Origin of the sequence: Amycolatopsis sp. cmx-11-51 (genome assembly GCF_047608665.1) — a bacterium.
Lineage (GTDB): Bacteria > Actinomycetota > Actinomycetes > Mycobacteriales > Pseudonocardiaceae > Amycolatopsis.
The window spans coordinates 236,933-252,486 of record NZ_JADNQO010000011.1; the positions used below are offsets into that span (position 1 = coordinate 236,933).

Genomic DNA, 15,554 nt, shown 5'->3' on the forward strand with positions numbered 1-15,554 from the left:
AAGCGATCCGGCGTAGCGTCGGTCGATGCTCACGGCACCTTCCAAGCCTGGCGAGAAGACGGCCTGCCGGTGCTCGTCCACTTGCGACAGGCTTTCAGGCTCGGGTGAGTTTCCGCAGCCGGAAGGCCAGCACGAGCAGCATCACGCCGTGTAGCAGGGCGTAGATCCCGACCAGCAACGCGATCCCGAACGCGCCGGCCAGCGGGTTGACCACGATCACGATGCCCGCGACGAGCGACAGCGCGCCGGCGGCGATGAGGAAGGCCTCGCCCTCGATCTGTTTGCGCAGCCGGATCGCGGCGACGATCTCCATGATGCCGGTGAAGATCGCCCAGAAACCGACGAGCAGGGCCAGCACGAGCACCGTGATGTCCGGCCAGATCAGGACCAGCACCCCGGTGATGATGCCGAACGCGCCGAGGACTCCGTAAGCGGCGCGATGCGCGGCGTCGCCCGGCCGGAAGGCCTGCATCAGGCCGCCGATGCCGTCGAAGATCGCGTAAATGCCGTAGATGATCGCCAGGGCGAGGACGGTCGCTCCCGGCCAGATCAGCGCGAGCACGCCGAACAGGATGGCGAAAACCCCGCGGACGGCGGCGAGCGGCCAGGCCAGGCGGGGTTCGACGACGGTGAGACCGACGAGAGGCATGCGCCGAGTATCGAAGCGTTGACGGGAGAGCGCTCGGCACACCACCCGTTGGGGTGAGGGCCGGTGCGCGCCGCGACCGCCATCACGGCGCGCACCGGGGCTTTGTCAGGGATACGCGACCAGGTTCGCCACGTTCGTATCCGAATTGGCCGGTCCGCCGCGGTCGTTGACGACCCGGCCGATGGTCCCGTTCCCGCCGAGGGAGACGCCGACCATGCTGCGGAACCGGACGTTCGGGTTGTTCGGAGCTTCGATGGCGCGATCCGCGACCACGCTCGGATTCACGGTGAAGTAGCAGTAACTTCCGAGCCCGTACGCCTCGTGGTCCGTCACCGAGTCCGCGACCTTGTAGGCCGCGTAACCCCGCGTCGATCCGTTCATCCAGGCGGCCTGATTCGGTGGGTCGTATGGCATTTCGTTCTGGTAGGAGTACGTCCGGCCGCGGTTGCCGTTCCAGATCGTCTGGTACTTCTGGTAGTGCTCGACGAACAGGCCGTACATCGTGACGTCGTCGCCGTTCACGATCAGGCCGGTGTCGGCGGTGTTGGTGTTCCACCCGACCCCACTGCCGTGGTCGGCACGCCAGATCCACAGGTGGTCGCCGATGACGTCGTCGCTGTTGACCATCAGGCTGTTCGTGGTCTTGCCTGCCCCCGCACCGCCGACGCGGAAGAACACGTCGTGCAGCGACGTCGGGTTGGCCGCGTGGTCCCGCGTGGCGTTGGCCGGACCGACCTCCATCAGCGTGGTCGAATTCTTCGTGCCCGCGTCGATCAGCACGCCCGCCACCTTGACGCCGTCGACGTCGGCCACCGTCATGGCGGTGATGCCGTTGTCCGGGATCAGCGTCGCCAAGCCGAGGCCGAGTACGACGGTGTCCGGCCTGGTCACGCGCAGCGTCTCGGTCAGGTGGTAGACGCCCGGCGTGATCAGGAGGTCCTTGCCCTCGGCGAGGGCCGCGTTGATCTGCGACGCCGTCGTGCCGGGCTTCGCGATGAAGAACCGGCTGATCGGCAGCGACGACCCCGGCTGATCGGCGCCCCACGTGATGCCCGAAGCATTGGTTCGTTTGGAAGGCACGAAGACCTGGTACGCCCCGGCGTTGTCGACGTAGAAGAACGGCTTCTCCCGCACGACCGGCGTCGTGTTCACCGTGGTGTACGGCGGATTCGGGAAACTGGTCGACGGCGCGCCGTTGACCCCGGCGAACACCATGTTCCAGTTGGAGCCGCTCCAGCCGCCGAACTGCGAGTTGCGTGAGATCCACTGCTGCTGCGAGCCGGACCGGACCTGGCCGTCGACCTTGACGTCGGACATCCAGCCACCGCTGGACCAGCCGCCGTCGTCGAGCTGCAGATTGCCGCGGACATGCGTGCGGCGATAAGGAGCGGCCTGTGAAACGGCCCAGCGATCGGTGCCGCCGTTGGGGTTGACCGAGAGGTTTTCCGCGCCACGCCAGAAGTTCTGCGTCGCGTTGCCCTGGAACCAGTCGGCCTCCGCGTGCACCGCGCCGTTGATCGTCACGTTGTCCGGAGAGAGCCCGAGCCCCAGCACCTGCGTGTAGAACCCGACGTTGACGTCGACGTTGTACGAGCCCGGTTTGAACAGCAACGCGGACCGGCTCGTCCCGAACTGGTTGGTTTCCTGGCGCGAGAACACGCTGTTGACCTGGGACTGGATAGCCGACTGCGACATACCGGGGTCGAAGACGAGCACGTTCGGCCCGAGGTCGGGGTTGGCGGTGCCGGTGACCGGCGTGAGCCGGAACGACTGCACGCCAGAGCCGTGGCACGCGTACTGCTGCAGCTGCACGCTGTCCGCGGTCGAGGCACCGGGGATGTCCAGGCACTTGCCGCTGTTGCGGCTGACGAAGTGGTACGCGCCACCGGTTTCCCCGACCGGCTGCCACTGCTGGTTGTTCCCGCCGCCGTAGGCCCACAGGTGGATCAGCCCACCGTCAGCCGTCGACACGTCGGCGACGTCCCAAACCCGCGCCGGGTTGCGCGTGTCGACCCGGTAGTAGCCGCCCGACGTCGGCTGGAACTGCCACTGCTGGGAGAAGGTCTGGTTGCAGGCGTACTGCTGGACGACCGTCCCGTTCGCCGACCCGGCGGCCCGCGCGTCCACACCCTTCCCGCTGGTGGCCGTCACGGTGTACCAGGTATCGGGAACGATGGCCGCCTGCGCCGCCGGAGCCACTACGATGAGCGCTCCGACCAGGGAAAACAGGGCTGTCAAGGCTGCTCTCGCCCTCATCAGGACCTCCTCCGCGTCACTCGGGCAGGACGAGCTGAGGCGAAGCCCAGTGGAGACGCGGCGTAGCGGGCGGGGACCTCGGCGTCACGATGGTCGAAAACGTAACTGCGGTCACATGTGAAGTAAATACACGTCTAAAAGTAAGGCTAAAAGATGCAGGGCAACATCGCTTTCGGCAAGTAAGACCGCACAGAGTGACCCCCACGCGAACAGCCTATGAGGGCGGTGTAATGTATGGACACACGAGATGCGGAGTACAACTTCGCTTCGGGGCTATGGCGCAGCTGGTAGCGCACCTCACTGGCAGTGAGGGGGTCAGGGGTTCGAGTCCCCTTAGCTCCACAGTGACGAAACACCGCCCACCTGGCAAGTAAGCCGAGGTAGGGCGGTTTTTTCGCGTTGCCCCACTTTGAGAATTGGCGTGGCTAACTTCAGTTACCGTTCAGTAACTGGAGCAAATCTGGAGCATGTCACCCCCGCCCGCACCAACTGGGGTCACATCATCTGATCCAGTATGTAAGCCGACCGGGTAGTTTCTTCCGGAGCACCCCAGCGTGCGGACCCGACATGCGGTCTGCCCTACAGCACTTCTGCCGCCACCAGGACCGTTTGAACTCCCGCATGGGCTTGCTGCCCACGTGAGAGTCAGGTTGACATGCGAGAACGAACGGTGCGTAAGGCCTCTACCGCGCCCAACGTACCGGCAGCCACCTCCCTTATCAGCCCCTTGACGTTTCCCTGCTCGGCTAGCAGCTTGGTCAACGCCATGGCTGCGGCAATTCCTCGGTTTTGGCGAGACCTGACAGCCCAGCAGCGATCACCGAGGACGCCGACAGCTGGATCCCACCCAAGTTCGCGTCACGCTGATCTGGACACTCACGCGAGACTGACGTCAGCCAGCCGCGGTAGTCGTCACAGAAGCTCGTTCATCCACCTCGAGCGGCTGGTAGCGACGGACATGGCTTCAACTCTTGCGGCGACAGCACACACGCCGCGGTCACCGATGCCCACCATCGACTCGTATCCGGCGCGTAGAGCCGGCCCCTCTTGGAGAGCCGCTCAGCAGCACGACTCAGCACGATCCCATGGCGAGCTCGTGAGAGCATCACCAACAACACACGAAGCTCTTCACGTTCATCGGCCACAGTCTCTTTCTGACCGCTCGGAATTTGGAACTCTTCGAACCCGGGAATGAACACCCAGTCGAACTGCTGACCCTTACCAGTGTGCGCGTTCAGCAAGTGCACTCCCGGCCCGATCACCGCGCCGGGGTCCCGTATCGACAACTTCCCCAGCGCTTCAGCAGCAGCCCGGCACGTGAAGCGAAGTCGCGTAACTGTCCATCGCCTCGAGCATGTCCTGATAGGTATCGACATCGGCAGTCGGCACACCTGCGAGCGCTTTGGTTCCAAGTCGTTCACCGACGCCGAGGCTGGCAACTCTTTAGCCACTTCCCTGAGTGTGTCTACGATCTGCGGGTTCTCGATCGCCAGATCCCACTGCGTCGAGACGACCTCCGACTCTCTGAACACGGCATCAACGGACTGGCGCCTCCACCCCGCACAAGCAATCACCCCTATCGTGGCTCGGTGATTCCGCTCGAGGATGGCTCGCGCGGTCTGCACGATCCACACGGACTCGGCTTCTTCGGTGGGCAACACCGCCGCCGTCGACGCACCACCTTCAAACCACCGCCCAGGACTCGCAGACTCCAGCGCTGGACTGTCCATAAACTCAGCGACCGGATTCACCACCGCCAGAACCGACTGCGACGATCGGTACGAGGTCGTTAACCTCCTCGGCTCACCGCACAACTGCCGCAGGTCTGGCTCCACCTGTTCCGGCCGCGCGCCCGCCCAGGTAAAGATGCCCTACAGCGGGTCACCGGCAAACGTTCGGTGGTGCGCCACCGTGCGCGGCGCGATATCGAGTTGTTGTGGGAACAAAGTCTTGGAACTCATCAACCAACAGCGTCCCGTAGTGTTGCCGGTACAAGTGTGCAATCGGTTTGATCCGCAGCAGCCGCTGGGCGTGCCGGAGTAGATCGTCGTAGTGCAACTGCCCTCGCTGCTGCCGGTTCCGCTCGATATCCAGAGCGCTCCAGCACAAGACCACGCAGATCATCACGAACGGCGCCGGCGTCCCAGCGGTAGAAGTTCAGCAGCCGCTGCATGCCATCCGGTGTCAGGTCACCAGCCTGCTCGGCAAGCGTCCACGAGTAATTCCGCTCCGCCTTCGACAACAGCCCCAGCACATACATCCGCGCCCGCCGCCGCGAGTCCGCCTGCGCGAAACATCATCAAACCCCGCCCGCCAACGAGCAAGACGATCACCGGCCACAACGCGGCCACCGCGTCCCCTTCGAGATCCAACACACCTTGAAGTCGATCACGCGGTGGCCGCCTTCATGCCCACGACACACCGCCAGATCACACGCTGCGGCTGCCGTACCAGGTCCGCTCCTGACGCTCGAGTGGCGCTTCGATCTTCGTAGGCGGTAATCTCCAATTGTTCGGAGTTCCGTGAAACCGTTAACACGTCAACGAAGACATATCGACATCAGCTCGCACTCTGGCTGAGGCGCAGGTAGAGAACGGCTCCGCTGGACGAAAGTTCCACGTGGTCGATCCAATATCCCCCAATGTTTTTGGGCTGACGGGACACGGCATCCATCGTGAACGTCATCACCCTCGGGTTCGTCTGCGGCTTCACGTAAGACATCGTCACGATCGCGCGCCCGGCCTGAAGCGCACTGGACACCCATCGGACATCGCTCGTCCCGCAACGAGACGTAGGCGAGGTGGAGATTTTCCCCCTGGACCCCTACCCAACTCCCAAGACGAAGCGCGATCCGGTTACCCAGGCGAGGCGGACCGCACGCGGCGTTCAGGGCCACGATTACCAAACCGAAGAGGATCAACTTCACCGGAAAGCTCGACAACCACGATCTTCGCATGCATCGAAGACGTGGCGGACGTACCGCCGGGTTGCACCTGCGATGTGAGGTTTCTTTGCGGCGCCGTGGCATGTCGAATAACAAGCGATGTCACCGCACCGGCAAGCTCCGGCCCCGCCTTCGACGGCGTCTTGAGCCGGTCGAACTCGCTGCGCCGCGACGTCGGGTCCAGCCACACCAGCCGCGCAAGCCGCCGCCGGTCCGCCGCGTCCAGCCGCGGCGACCATCGCGAACAACGCGGTGTTCGTCTCGGTGCGAGATCGTCGAGACCATCTTGCCCAGCGTGGTGAACCCCGGCAGCTCACACCGCGCCCGGACCAGCTCCTCCAACGCGACGTTTGATCAGATCGGCCGGATTGTCCTTAGTCGTGACCGCCGTGCGGATCGCGTCCTCGGCCACCGCCCGCGCCGTCGCGGGCTGGTAGACCACGCCCATCCTCGTGCGCACGTAGTCGCGGTGGCGCCACGACGTCCGGTCCGACTCGTACGCCGCCGCGACATCCGCGGCCAGCCCCAGCTCTTGAGCGTGGTAGGCGGCGCCGTGTCCTGCAGTCCGACCAGGCCTTTGATCTTGATGATCATCGGGCTTTGCGTCTTGCAGTCCGGTCCGACGTCGAGGACTTTGCCATCAACCTGGGTCTTGCTAAGTCGGATTGTGAGCCGCAAAGTCAGGTCTACGATCACCGAGAAAGTACTTCTTGCCGTCGGGGAATGGGCGCGAAGCTACCTCACCGGCATCCCCAGGGTCCTTCAAAAGAGAACCACCCTGATCTCCTTCAGGGAGCAGCTCCACAGTACTGGTCACGGGCATGAACCCAAATGCTAAAAAAATATGCGTTCGCGGTCTTTGGCAGTGTGATCGAGCCCGTCAGGGTTTTGTTCACCATTCAATCGTGCTGTTGTATCGCCCTTCGCCGGTAGCCAGGTTCGAGTGGGGCTTCGCGATGCGCGAAACCGTGTTACGAACATTGTGTGACGCAGTCAGGCCAGCGGACGCGGCGTCCACAGGGTTCGGCGCCGGCGACGCATCAGCATCAGCATCAGCATCAGGTCCGGTAGGTGCGGCGGATGCAGAGCTCAACGATACAACGCCGAGGGCAAGCATCACAACGACAGCCAGCCAGCGGGAGCCGCGTCGAATCGCCAGAGCCTAACACGATGAGAGAACGAACCGTTGCACGTCGCAACAGGAACCTACTCCGCAGAACTTCCGCTATGCAAGTATCCAGGCGGCCATTATGCCCGCTGCCCCGACTCGCCGCCACAAGCACTATCGCTATTCGGCGATTTACTGTGAGACCTGGCATCCAGATGACAAGTGCTACGCGCGTGACGCTATAGCCGTGTGCGCTGCTTCCGTCTACGCGCGCCCTGGTTGCACGAACGCGGTTCCGCCTCGCTGCGAAATCTCGACATAACGTTCGCAGAGTTCCTGCTGGCCTCATACAATATACAGCTTACTATCGAATGGTACGTCTATTACATGATCAACAAGCTGCGGTGCAATGACGACATCACTTTACGTGATCAGCGTCGGCCGTAGCGGTCTATGGGCCACCTGGCCAGGTGACCCATAGACCGCGCTCAGCAGCGCCGAAGCGAGCTATACTTATTGATTTCGCTGACGTTCCCCCGGGTGCCCGCCTGGAAAGTGCCCGCACCGGCGCTGTTGTCGTAGTTTATGTTGACATACATACAGAACGCGCTCGTATGCCGGTTACGCCAGCTCCGAGTACGGTTGTCGAAGTCCTGCAACGCCAAGTCCGGCGAACCGATTTGGAAGTACGCCATCGCACCTTGGCCGTCCTCCTCCGCGAACAGACACATACGATCCGGAAGGCATCGATCGTACCCCGTGGCGGCGTCTGCCGAAGGCACATTTACGACCACAGTGGACAGCGCGATCGCCACGACCGCCATGGATCTTTTCAAGAGCGACATGACCGTTTCCTTCTTCTTGACAAGTTTGACCGTTCGAACGAATCGGCCTGAATCATCGTTGTCTCACCGCTTTCACCAACGGGTCACGAGCCAAGCCCAATGCGATGTTCGTCGCGCAGGTCCAGCGCGGATGCCTCAAGGAAATGAAGGACCCTGCATCCTTCGGAGAAGTTAGCCGCAGGCACCTTCATTTCGGCTTCTTGGCCGACGCCCGTTCACGCCGACACAATCCGATGGGTCTCAACCCATTAAGGCGGTGCGACCAATGTCACTCGGAGTCATCGGAGAGACGGCGCATGAGAACGAACTCGGCGAACTCACAGAGCAGGTTTTGAACGCCGTTCCTCCAGCTCGGATCGGACGCTATCTCCCGGCGGACCGCCTCGCCGTCGAAAGTGCGCTCAAGGGTGTTGAGCAGCATCTCGAGGTCGTCGTCGGAGAACAGTTCGGCGCCGGGCACGAGGCGTGCGACGGCGCCGGGCGCGCCCAGGTCCGGTGCGGCCACGGCCGCACCGGAGCTGGCAGTACCTGCCGCCGATTCAGGTTGGACATGGCTGCGATCCCCTCGTTCCTTCACTCGGCCCGACCCCGGTTTCGCACACCACCTCGCCGGGCAACGTGTCTGGCCCGGTGAGGTCACAGCCGTTCCGGTCCCCAGGAGCACGCCTCTGGAGCCTGGCTGGAACGCGCACGACCTCTGACGGAGGTACTCAAACCCCACCATCGACCGGCAGTGTGGCTCCAGTCGTGTTGCCGTTCGCGAAAGAGCCGGGGAAAAGGATGCCAGCCGCGATGTCGTCGGCCGTGCTGACCTTCCCGCTCGCAGCCGTGCCGACCAGCGCCCTGACCCCCGCTTCGCCGAGGAACTGATCGAGCAACGGGCTCCGAATGGCGCCAGGGCTCACCACGTTACCAGGATCCCCTCGTGGCCGAGCTCGACGGCGAGACTGCGGGCGAGCCCGATGAGGGCAGACTTGGCCGCCCCCGACACCGCCTCGTACGGCCGATCACCCGCCCTGCCGTGCTCTCACCCGGTCGAGCTGACCGGGACGATCCGCCCTCCCCCACGCCGTTTCATCACGGGCGCGACCGTCCGCAAGGTGTCAACCGGGTGCCAAGATCATCGAAAAAGTGCCATCAAATCTAAGCGGACCGTCACGGGTTGGGGGCCGCTTCCTTTCTGAAGATCATGGGTCACCATGCCCAAGCGTTACCCGCCCGAGGTTCGGGAGAAGGCTGTCCGGCTGGCTCTGGATCGGCTGGACGAGTACGGATCCGCCTATGCCGCCGCGTACGCCATCGGCCCGATGGCTTATGCGCACCCGGAAGCACTGCGTGTGTGGATCGTCAAAGCTTTCCAGCAGGACACCCCGCCCGCGGGGCGGCCGGCGAACTGGCCGCGACCGAGCGCGAAAACTGGACCGGCCGCGCAGGGAGAACAAGGAACTGAAGCAGGCCAATGACATCTTGAAACTGGCGTCGGCTCTTTCGCGCGGGAACTCGACCCGCGAAGCGGGCCCAACCCGTGACGGTTCACCCTGACAGGGCACCGAGGCGCGACACAAGGTCGCTATCTATGTGCCATGCCGATAAAACGGTCCACTACGCTATCACTACTGGACTCGTCTTAGTAGAAACCGGTCGTCCGGAATGATCGAAGCCGGTAATCCAACCTTGCGCCTGAGTGTACGACACTCCTCCTGTGGCGGTGAGGATAGTGAGGTAATCACCCGTAGACGAAGAGCAACTCTTCCCCAGTGGCACCCACTGCCCACCGCCGGGGAAAATAACGTGGAAGTAGTTCACCCCGACGCACACTTTACTCCAGGCCCCACAGTTACGGAATTCACCGTGCACGGTGATATTTTTGCCGTCGCGATACGGATTAGCGATTTTGATCCAGTTCTCGCACGCCACGGTCTGATTTTCGTCAGCAGACGTCGGCGTCATCGGGGACGCGAAAGCCTGCTGACTGGACATACACAAAAAGATGGCCACAAAAGCGATTGCTAATTTAGCCAGGAAGCCGCGAACAAGGCCGACACTCAATACCTTCACCTTTTCATGAGAGCTATGCGATGGACGAAAATCGACAAGAGGTCGAACGAGTGAACATCAACTACCTTGCCGACTAGAGCATCATAAATTCCCGCGGCTTCAATCCCACTTCGTGCCGGCGTCAGCTACGATCATCTGCGGGTAATCAGATCGGCCGATCTCAGTAGCGGTAACAGTGAACGCATAGCGTCACACCGCAGTTCCACGCAGTCGTCCCAAGGGCCACCTGAGCATGAACGCAGGTATCCCGACGGGCAATGACGCCATCCCCGGTCACGCTGATCGGCATGCTCAGCGTCGAGTGCCGCGCCACTGAGATCTACCTTGGCCGCAGGACCCGAAGCGTCCCGCCGATGACCTCGTCCGACGCCCACATTCTGACTGCGTCGGGCCCCTTGATCCGCCGTGTCACTTCGACGACCTCACCCTCTTCGGTGAACGCGGCGACCAAAGGCTCCAAGTCCTTGCCGTTGACGGCCTCGACATAGGCGCGGGCCGGGCCGGCCGTCGTGCTCTCGGGTTTGTCGGCCGGAACGCCTGCACAGCCGGTCAAAACCGCCAGCGCGACGGCGAGCACCGTCAGAATCCTCATGTCCACCTTCTGCTTTCATCGCCGAGCGTGCCTCCGTGGCGGCGAAGTGTCCAGCCGCACGTCATATCGGACCAGATCGTCTGTTTCGGCGCTCACGACGCGTTCTCGAGAGCCTGGTTCACACGGAACGTGGTGAAATGCGCTGGTCTCTTGCCGCCGCGCACGTCTCCGACCCGCGCATATGATCGCGTTTAAAGGCACGGAGAGCATATACACCCCGATATCGACACCGGTCCACTATGCATGGCCAGACCCTTGCGTGCGCTCGTTCACCGCTGCCAGTCTGACTCGACCGCGTATATCCGCCGTATAGTCGTGCGGCCGCGGCACCGTAACTGGGGAATTCATCATGGAGGTTTGCTTCCGCATGCTCACTTTCCGTTCGATGAGGCGCGCCAAGGGGCTCGCCGTCGCCGGAACACTCGCGGCAGGACTCAGCCTGGCGGCGATCCCGTCGGCTGACGCCGCGCCGTCGCTCCCGATCGACACGACCGGCGGGGCGCACTTCGCGGTCCTCGTGCCGAAGGCCGCGCCGTTCGACTTGGCCGAGATGGCGATCATCGCCCACGAGGGTTCCATCGTGCAGCGATGGCCACAGATCGGGGTGATCATCGCACGCTCCAAGCGAGCGGACTTCGCCACCAATGTACGGAAGGAGAATGGTGTCGCCGGAGTCGGCGCTACGAGGAACAAGACCGAACTGGCACCTCGAATTCAGGCTCCCGCATCCATCGTGCCGAGGCTCGATGAGCACACCCCTGGCGATCAGCGCACCTCGACTGCGGCCGAACCGCTGGCCGCCAACCAGTGGAACATGAAGCTCATCGGCGCGGACCAGGCCAACGAGGTCAACCAGGGTAGCCGGGAGGTGCTCGTCGGCATCCTGGACAGCGGCATCGACTCGTCGCACCCTGACCTGAAGGACAACATAGACAAGGCCGCATCGGTCAACTGCGCCAACGCCGGAGTGCCCGACAGGACGGAAGCGGCCTGGCAGGACGACGTCGGACACGGTACGCACGTGGCCGGCATCGTGGCGGCGGCCAAGAACGGTATCGGTGTCGCCGGCGTCGCGCCGAATGTCCGTCTCGCTTCGATCAAGGTCGGCGGCCGAGAAGGCTTCATCTACCCCGAATCCGCGATCTGTGGGTATATCTGGGCAGCCGATCACGGCGTCGACATCGCCAACACCTCGCTCGCGATCGACCCGTGGTACCTGTGGTGTAACTCGGATCCCGACCAGGCGGCGGTCACCGAGGCGGTCCGCCGGTCCGTCCGGTATGCCACAGCGCGCTTGGTCACCGCGGTCAGTTCTCTGGGCAACAACAACTGGGACCTCGCCCACGACATCGTCGACTCGAAGAGCCCGACCAATGGCCCCACCGTGACCCGGAACACCGACGCCTCCTGTCTGACGCTTCCCGCCGAACTGCCGGGGGTCGTCGGAGTCTCGTCGGTCGGGGCGGCGAAGTCCCGCTATTACGCCTCGAACTACGGCACGGGACTCGCCTATCTCACCGGTCCTGGTGGTGACAGGAGGTTCCAGATCCCGGCGACCCCGGACGCCAACGGGCAGGTGCTCTCCACGTTGCCCGGCGGGCAGTACGGCTACCTACAAGGCACTTCCATGGCCGCACCCCACGTCACCGGCGTACTGGCGTTGCACTTGAGCCGCGATCCGGCGCTGTTCGGCGACGCCCTCAAGGTAGCAGCTGAAGCTGGGGCGGAGGTCCTGCCTTGCCCCGCAGGTGGTGTCCATGACCCGGGTGGCACCGGTCAGTTCCGCGCTGTCTGCGAAGGTGGGGCCACCGGCGCCGGTTTCTACGGCAAGGGATTGGTCAACGCCCTCAAGGCAGTCCGCTGAGTCCTTGATTTCAGCCTAGGCAAGAGGCGGACGAGAACGACCTGAGCGAAGGACCGTCGGCTGATGGCACCCCTTTCGGGTGCCATCAGCCGATTTCGTTCACGCGGGTAGCGGATTCATTTGACGTCCTTGACTGTCCTCAAGGGACTATCGGAGAGTTAGTCTGGCTGGTCCTCCGAGGGACGAAGGGCTCAACGCTGCCCGTTTGCGCACGGTCGCCACGAACTCCGAGAGTTGCCAAAGCTCACCGCCCGACTCGCCACTGCACAGATCATGGCGGCGCAGTGGCGCTGTCGGAGGAGAACCACTACCGTGCTGCCCTGCTCAGAAGCCGGTCGGATACACCTTCTCGGCTGCTTGCCGGATAGCCATGACGGCGGGACGCTGGCTGCTGTTCACATGCCAGGCCAGCGCTGAAGTACGGGGAGGGATGTCCGTGACGTCGAGGAACACGATGCCCGGCCGCGGAAGAAACGTCTCGCCGCCGCAGGCAGGAAGGCGATGGCTTTGTCCTGCGACACCAAAGAAACCTTTGCCGGCTTCGTCGTACTGCACGGAGAGGAATACTCTTTTAACCTGGACGATGATCGTGGTCGAGCTGGACCCGTCCAGCTCCGTCATCGCCTGGTCTCCCAATCCAATCAGCGGCCAGATCCCACGCAGCGTAGGAGATTTCGCGAAGTAGTAACGCAGTGCCCGGCGGCATCGTCGCACGTCTTTGACGTAATAGCCCGAAATAGTCCGTTCACCACCACCGGACTGGACCGACGACACCGTGGGGTTCGCGGCTCCGGCTTCTTCCAGCAAACTCCCGGAAACCAGGCACTCAGGAGCAATTTGTTGGGGTGTTCGCGCGTCGCCCCTGGCGCGGCGGAGGCTGTCCCGCCAGCCAGTGAAGTAGCCAAGAGCGCCGCAGCCCCTATACCGCCTGCCCGTAGGATCGACGCTCTGTCGAGCGGTGTGCTTCGATTTTCCATAGTCTTTCCTTCCGGAGTGGCCTGCTCCCGGCAAGCGCCGGCACGAATCAGGGTCCAATACCCGCGTTCATACGCCGGGGGCATCGCGGCGACTCCATCCACAGTCGGTCAGGTGACCGCTCGCGGTCGCGCCTGCCATGTGCTCGACCGAAGCCAGCGTGAAGCCGCTGGCGTCGATACTTGGTTCCACGTCGCCCAGCTCCCGGTTCGACGTCGACCCCCTTCTGTCGGTAGCCGCGGCCAAGGCGGCGCCACGCCTTCCCGTTCGGGTCCCCCAGCCGGACACGTGAAGGTAGGGCGCCGCCTCCGACAGAATCCGCCGTTGGCCGCGCAGTTCTGGTCTCCGCGGCCGCCCGGGTCCCAGCGGGAGCTGCGGAGACCAGGACATCTCGGCGATGAGGCGGTACACCCGGCCTCTAGTCCGGTCCGCGGCTCCCTCCTCCGCGATCATGTATCACCCTGCATCGGTCGCGCCCGAAGAATCATCGGCTTCCGCTTGCGGGGCCCGCGCCGACCGATAAGAATCAACTATGACCGCCTCAGATCTACTTAATTTCAGGATCGGCGGAAACTTCTTCGAAAACCGGACGACACAGGAGAAGCTTGTCTTATGCTGGGGGTTGAAGACAGCTCATGCCATGCGCACGGGAAACCAGAACAGGAATTCGAGTTCGCGATTCTCGGCTCTTTGAGCGTGAAGAATCGGAATGGGCCGGTCAGGATCAGCAGTCCAAAATTGCGAGTGTTGCTTACGTCTCTTCTCTTGAGGCCCAACAGGCCTGTGACGATCACTCAGCTGACCTGTCGATTGTGGGGCGAGAACCCGCCGGAGTGTCCTCGCCGGGCTGTGCAGCTTTACGTGACTCGACTGCGCGCCGCACTCGGCTCGTCCCGTGACCTGCTGAACACTGTTCCCAGTGGATACCAGCTGACCATCACTCCGCATCAACTCGACCTTCTAGGATTCGAGGAGTTGGTCGCCGCCGCGACGAGCAGCCGTGACGACTCCGAGCGCGCGCGGTTACTGCACGCGGCGCTCGAGCTATGGCGCGGCGAGCCCTGCGAAGACGTCGCTTTCGACTACTCGCCATCAGCCGATTTCCGTCGGCTTACGGAATCGCGCTTGCAGGCCGAAGAAGCCTACATCGACGTCAAGCTGCGTCTTGGCGAGCACCGCGACCTGGTGAGCAGACTCTGCAGGCTGACCACCGAAGCTCCCCTCCGTGAGCGCTTTTGGGTACAGCTCATTAACGTCCTCCACGTCCTTGGCCGTCAGGCCGAAGCCCTGGCTACGTACGCGTCGATCGCCAGCCGACTCGCTGACGAGCTGGGGGTCCATCCCGGCGAAGAACTGCGCGCCGCCCACATGCGGGTCCTGGCCGACGACGTCGATCCAGCGGTGTCCGGCTGCCGGCCGGAATCATGCAGCTGCGCGAGATGGAAACCGCCGGCCTCGTTCACCGGGTGATGTACCGCCAGGTCCCACCCAAGGTGGAGTACTCCCTCCCTGATTTCGGAAAGAGTCTCAACACCGCAATGACACCGCTCGGGGCCTGGGGTGAGGAACATCTCGATCGCATCGAACACATCAAGTGGTGACCGCTCGCAGGTGCTCCACCAGTAGGCGACCGGAGATTCTGTGTCGAAAGTACGAATCGTCGCTCAGGATTCGTTGCAGATCACTTCCGTCGGGCCCCTTTTGGACAAGCGCATAACCGAAGAGCTTCGATCAAGAAGACTGAGTTGACTCTGCGGCGATCGCCTACTTAGCTAATTGGACCGCCATGACGACAAGCGTGGAGGGAGCAAACGCAGGCGTCGAACACATCCCGTCGGCACCGAAGAGCGGCATGACTTGGATACCATGGCCTGCACCAGGTCGATTTCGATTTCGCGTGTATCCGAAGTTGAAACAGGGAATCCTCACCAAGAGAAACGCCTTGAGTCTGCGGCGAGATGAACCCTCGTCGAGGGCGGATCGTATCCTCGACTCGCTGCTGAGCACGGCACAACCCCGTTCCGGTATGCCATCGACCCCAGACTGCAGGCGACGGCAGGCGAGCCGCGGACGAACATCCTCCTCGCCGACCCGGCCACCCCGCGGAACAGGCCGACAGCCTGTGGCGGGCCACCACCTAGATGAGTGATTCCGTGAAGGTCATGTGAAGGGGCCGCTGTGCGGGCATGGGAGGAGGGTGTCCAAGATCAAACTGTGACGAATGAGTTGGACACCCTCCTGACCGCACTGTACGTGCTGGTCG

At 63.1% G+C, this 15,554-nt stretch carries 14 protein-coding genes and 1 tRNA gene; 5 read left to right on the top strand and 10 right to left on the bottom strand.

Annotation, left to right across the window (positions count from 1 at the left end):
- Positions 1–94: 94 nt before the first annotated feature.
- On the bottom strand, positions 95–649 hold the full coding sequence (locus tag ACM6LU_RS30150; protein WP_414941180.1) for an HdeD family acid-resistance protein: 555 nt from the start codon (positions 647–649) through the stop codon (positions 95–97).
- Positions 650–754: 105 nt separating this feature from the next.
- On the bottom strand, positions 755–2,905 hold the full coding sequence (locus tag ACM6LU_RS30155) for an RICIN domain-containing protein (RefSeq protein WP_414941181.1): 2,151 nt from the start codon (positions 2,903–2,905) through the stop codon (positions 755–757).
- Between the two features lie 269 nt (positions 2,906–3,174).
- Here ACM6LU_RS30155 and ACM6LU_RS30160 point away from each other — a divergent pair.
- Positions 3,175–3,247, top strand: a tRNA-Ala gene (locus ACM6LU_RS30160).
- A gap of 584 nt (positions 3,248–3,831) precedes the next feature.
- Here the strand turns inward: ACM6LU_RS30160 and ACM6LU_RS30165 are convergent.
- The 5 genes from ACM6LU_RS30165 to ACM6LU_RS30185 all read right to left on the bottom strand — a co-directional run bounded on the left by ACM6LU_RS30165 (position 3,832) and on the right by ACM6LU_RS30185 (position 8,307).
- A complete protein-coding gene (locus tag ACM6LU_RS30165; RefSeq protein WP_414941198.1) occupies positions 3,832–4,635 on the bottom strand; it encodes a 3'-5' exonuclease in 804 nt (267 codons plus the stop codon).
- 151 nt (positions 4,636–4,786) lie between these two features.
- Complete coding sequence (locus ACM6LU_RS30170) at positions 4,787–5,029, bottom strand: UvrD-helicase domain-containing protein (protein ID WP_414941199.1); 243 nt, start codon at positions 5,027–5,029, stop codon at positions 4,787–4,789.
- Between the two features lie 1,133 nt (positions 5,030–6,162).
- Positions 6,163–6,309, bottom strand: a complete 147-nt coding sequence (locus ACM6LU_RS30175) for a hypothetical protein (RefSeq protein ID WP_414941182.1) — start codon at positions 6,307–6,309, stop codon at positions 6,163–6,165.
- A 1,136-nt stretch (positions 6,310–7,445) separates the two neighbouring features.
- Positions 7,446–7,802 carry a peptidase inhibitor family I36 protein gene (locus ACM6LU_RS30180; RefSeq protein WP_414941183.1) on the bottom strand — a complete coding sequence of 119 codons (357 nt, stop codon included), beginning with the start codon at positions 7,800–7,802 and terminating at the stop codon, positions 7,446–7,448.
- 268 nt (positions 7,803–8,070) lie between these two features.
- Positions 8,071–8,307, bottom strand: a complete 237-nt coding sequence (locus ACM6LU_RS30185) for a hypothetical protein (protein WP_414941184.1) — start codon at positions 8,305–8,307, stop codon at positions 8,071–8,073.
- 694 nt (positions 8,308–9,001) lie between these two features.
- Here ACM6LU_RS30185 and ACM6LU_RS30190 point away from each other — a divergent pair.
- Positions 9,002–9,265 (top strand): hypothetical protein, encoded by a 264-nt coding sequence (locus ACM6LU_RS30190; RefSeq protein ID WP_414941185.1) that lies wholly within the window; start codon positions 9,002–9,004, stop codon positions 9,263–9,265.
- 139 nt (positions 9,266–9,404) lie between these two features.
- Here ACM6LU_RS30190 and ACM6LU_RS30195 read toward each other — a convergent pair whose 3' ends face one another.
- A complete protein-coding gene (locus ACM6LU_RS30195) occupies positions 9,405–9,860 on the bottom strand; it encodes a hypothetical protein (protein WP_414941186.1) in 456 nt (151 codons plus the stop codon).
- 319 nt (positions 9,861–10,179) lie between these two features.
- Complete coding sequence (locus ACM6LU_RS30200; protein ID WP_414941187.1) at positions 10,180–10,452, bottom strand: hypothetical protein; 273 nt, start codon at positions 10,450–10,452, stop codon at positions 10,180–10,182.
- A 385-nt stretch (positions 10,453–10,837) separates the two neighbouring features.
- On the opposite strand from ACM6LU_RS30200, the gene ACM6LU_RS30205 reads away from it, so the two are divergent.
- Positions 10,838–12,316, top strand: a complete 1,479-nt coding sequence (locus ACM6LU_RS30205; protein WP_414941188.1) for a S8 family peptidase — start codon at positions 10,838–10,840, stop codon at positions 12,314–12,316.
- A gap of 324 nt (positions 12,317–12,640) precedes the next feature.
- Here ACM6LU_RS30205 and ACM6LU_RS30210 read toward each other — a convergent pair whose 3' ends face one another.
- Entirely contained in the window at positions 12,641–13,123 is a 483-nt protein-coding gene (locus ACM6LU_RS30210; protein WP_414941189.1) for a hypothetical protein, read from the bottom strand.
- Between the two features lie 864 nt (positions 13,124–13,987).
- Here ACM6LU_RS30210 and ACM6LU_RS30215 point away from each other — a divergent pair.
- Positions 13,988–14,761, top strand: coding sequence for an AfsR/SARP family transcriptional regulator (locus ACM6LU_RS30215; RefSeq protein ID WP_414941200.1), 774 nt, complete (start codon positions 13,988–13,990; stop codon positions 14,759–14,761).
- Complete coding sequence (locus tag ACM6LU_RS30220; protein ID WP_414941201.1) at positions 14,761–14,892, top strand: winged helix-turn-helix transcriptional regulator; 132 nt, start codon at positions 14,761–14,763, stop codon at positions 14,890–14,892. Before ACM6LU_RS30215 ends, ACM6LU_RS30220 begins: the two co-directional genes overlap by 1 nt.
- The last annotated feature ends 662 nt before the right edge of the window (positions 14,893–15,554 follow it).

What these genes read in the sequence shown, in the direction of transcription:
- ACM6LU_RS30150 (WP_414941180.1), bottom strand. Translation starts at nt 649, where the DNA reads ATGCCTCTCGTCGGTCTCACCGTCGTCGAACCCCGCCTGGCCTGGCCG.
- ACM6LU_RS30155 (WP_414941181.1), bottom strand. Translation starts at nt 2,905, where the DNA reads ATGAGGGCGAGAGCAGCCTTGACAGCCCTGTTTTCCCTGGTCGGAGCG.
- ACM6LU_RS30165 (WP_414941198.1), bottom strand. Translation starts at nt 4,635, where the DNA reads ATGGACAGTCCAGCGCTGGAGTCTGCGAGTCCTGGGCGGTGGTTTGAA.
- ACM6LU_RS30170 (WP_414941199.1), bottom strand. Translation starts at nt 5,029, where the DNA reads ATGATCTGCGTGGTCTTGTGCTGGAGCGCTCTGGATATCGAGCGGAAC.
- ACM6LU_RS30180 (WP_414941183.1), bottom strand. Translation starts at nt 7,802, where the DNA reads ATGTCGCTCTTGAAAAGATCCATGGCGGTCGTGGCGATCGCGCTGTCC.
- ACM6LU_RS30190 (WP_414941185.1), top strand. Translation starts at nt 9,002, where the DNA reads ATGCCCAAGCGTTACCCGCCCGAGGTTCGGGAGAAGGCTGTCCGGCTG.
- ACM6LU_RS30200 (WP_414941187.1), bottom strand. Translation starts at nt 10,452, where the DNA reads ATGAGGATTCTGACGGTGCTCGCCGTCGCGCTGGCGGTTTTGACCGGC.
- ACM6LU_RS30205 (WP_414941188.1), top strand. Translation starts at nt 10,838, where the DNA reads ATGAGGCGCGCCAAGGGGCTCGCCGTCGCCGGAACACTCGCGGCAGGA.
- ACM6LU_RS30220 (WP_414941201.1), top strand. Translation starts at nt 14,761, where the DNA reads ATGTACCGCCAGGTCCCACCCAAGGTGGAGTACTCCCTCCCTGATTTC.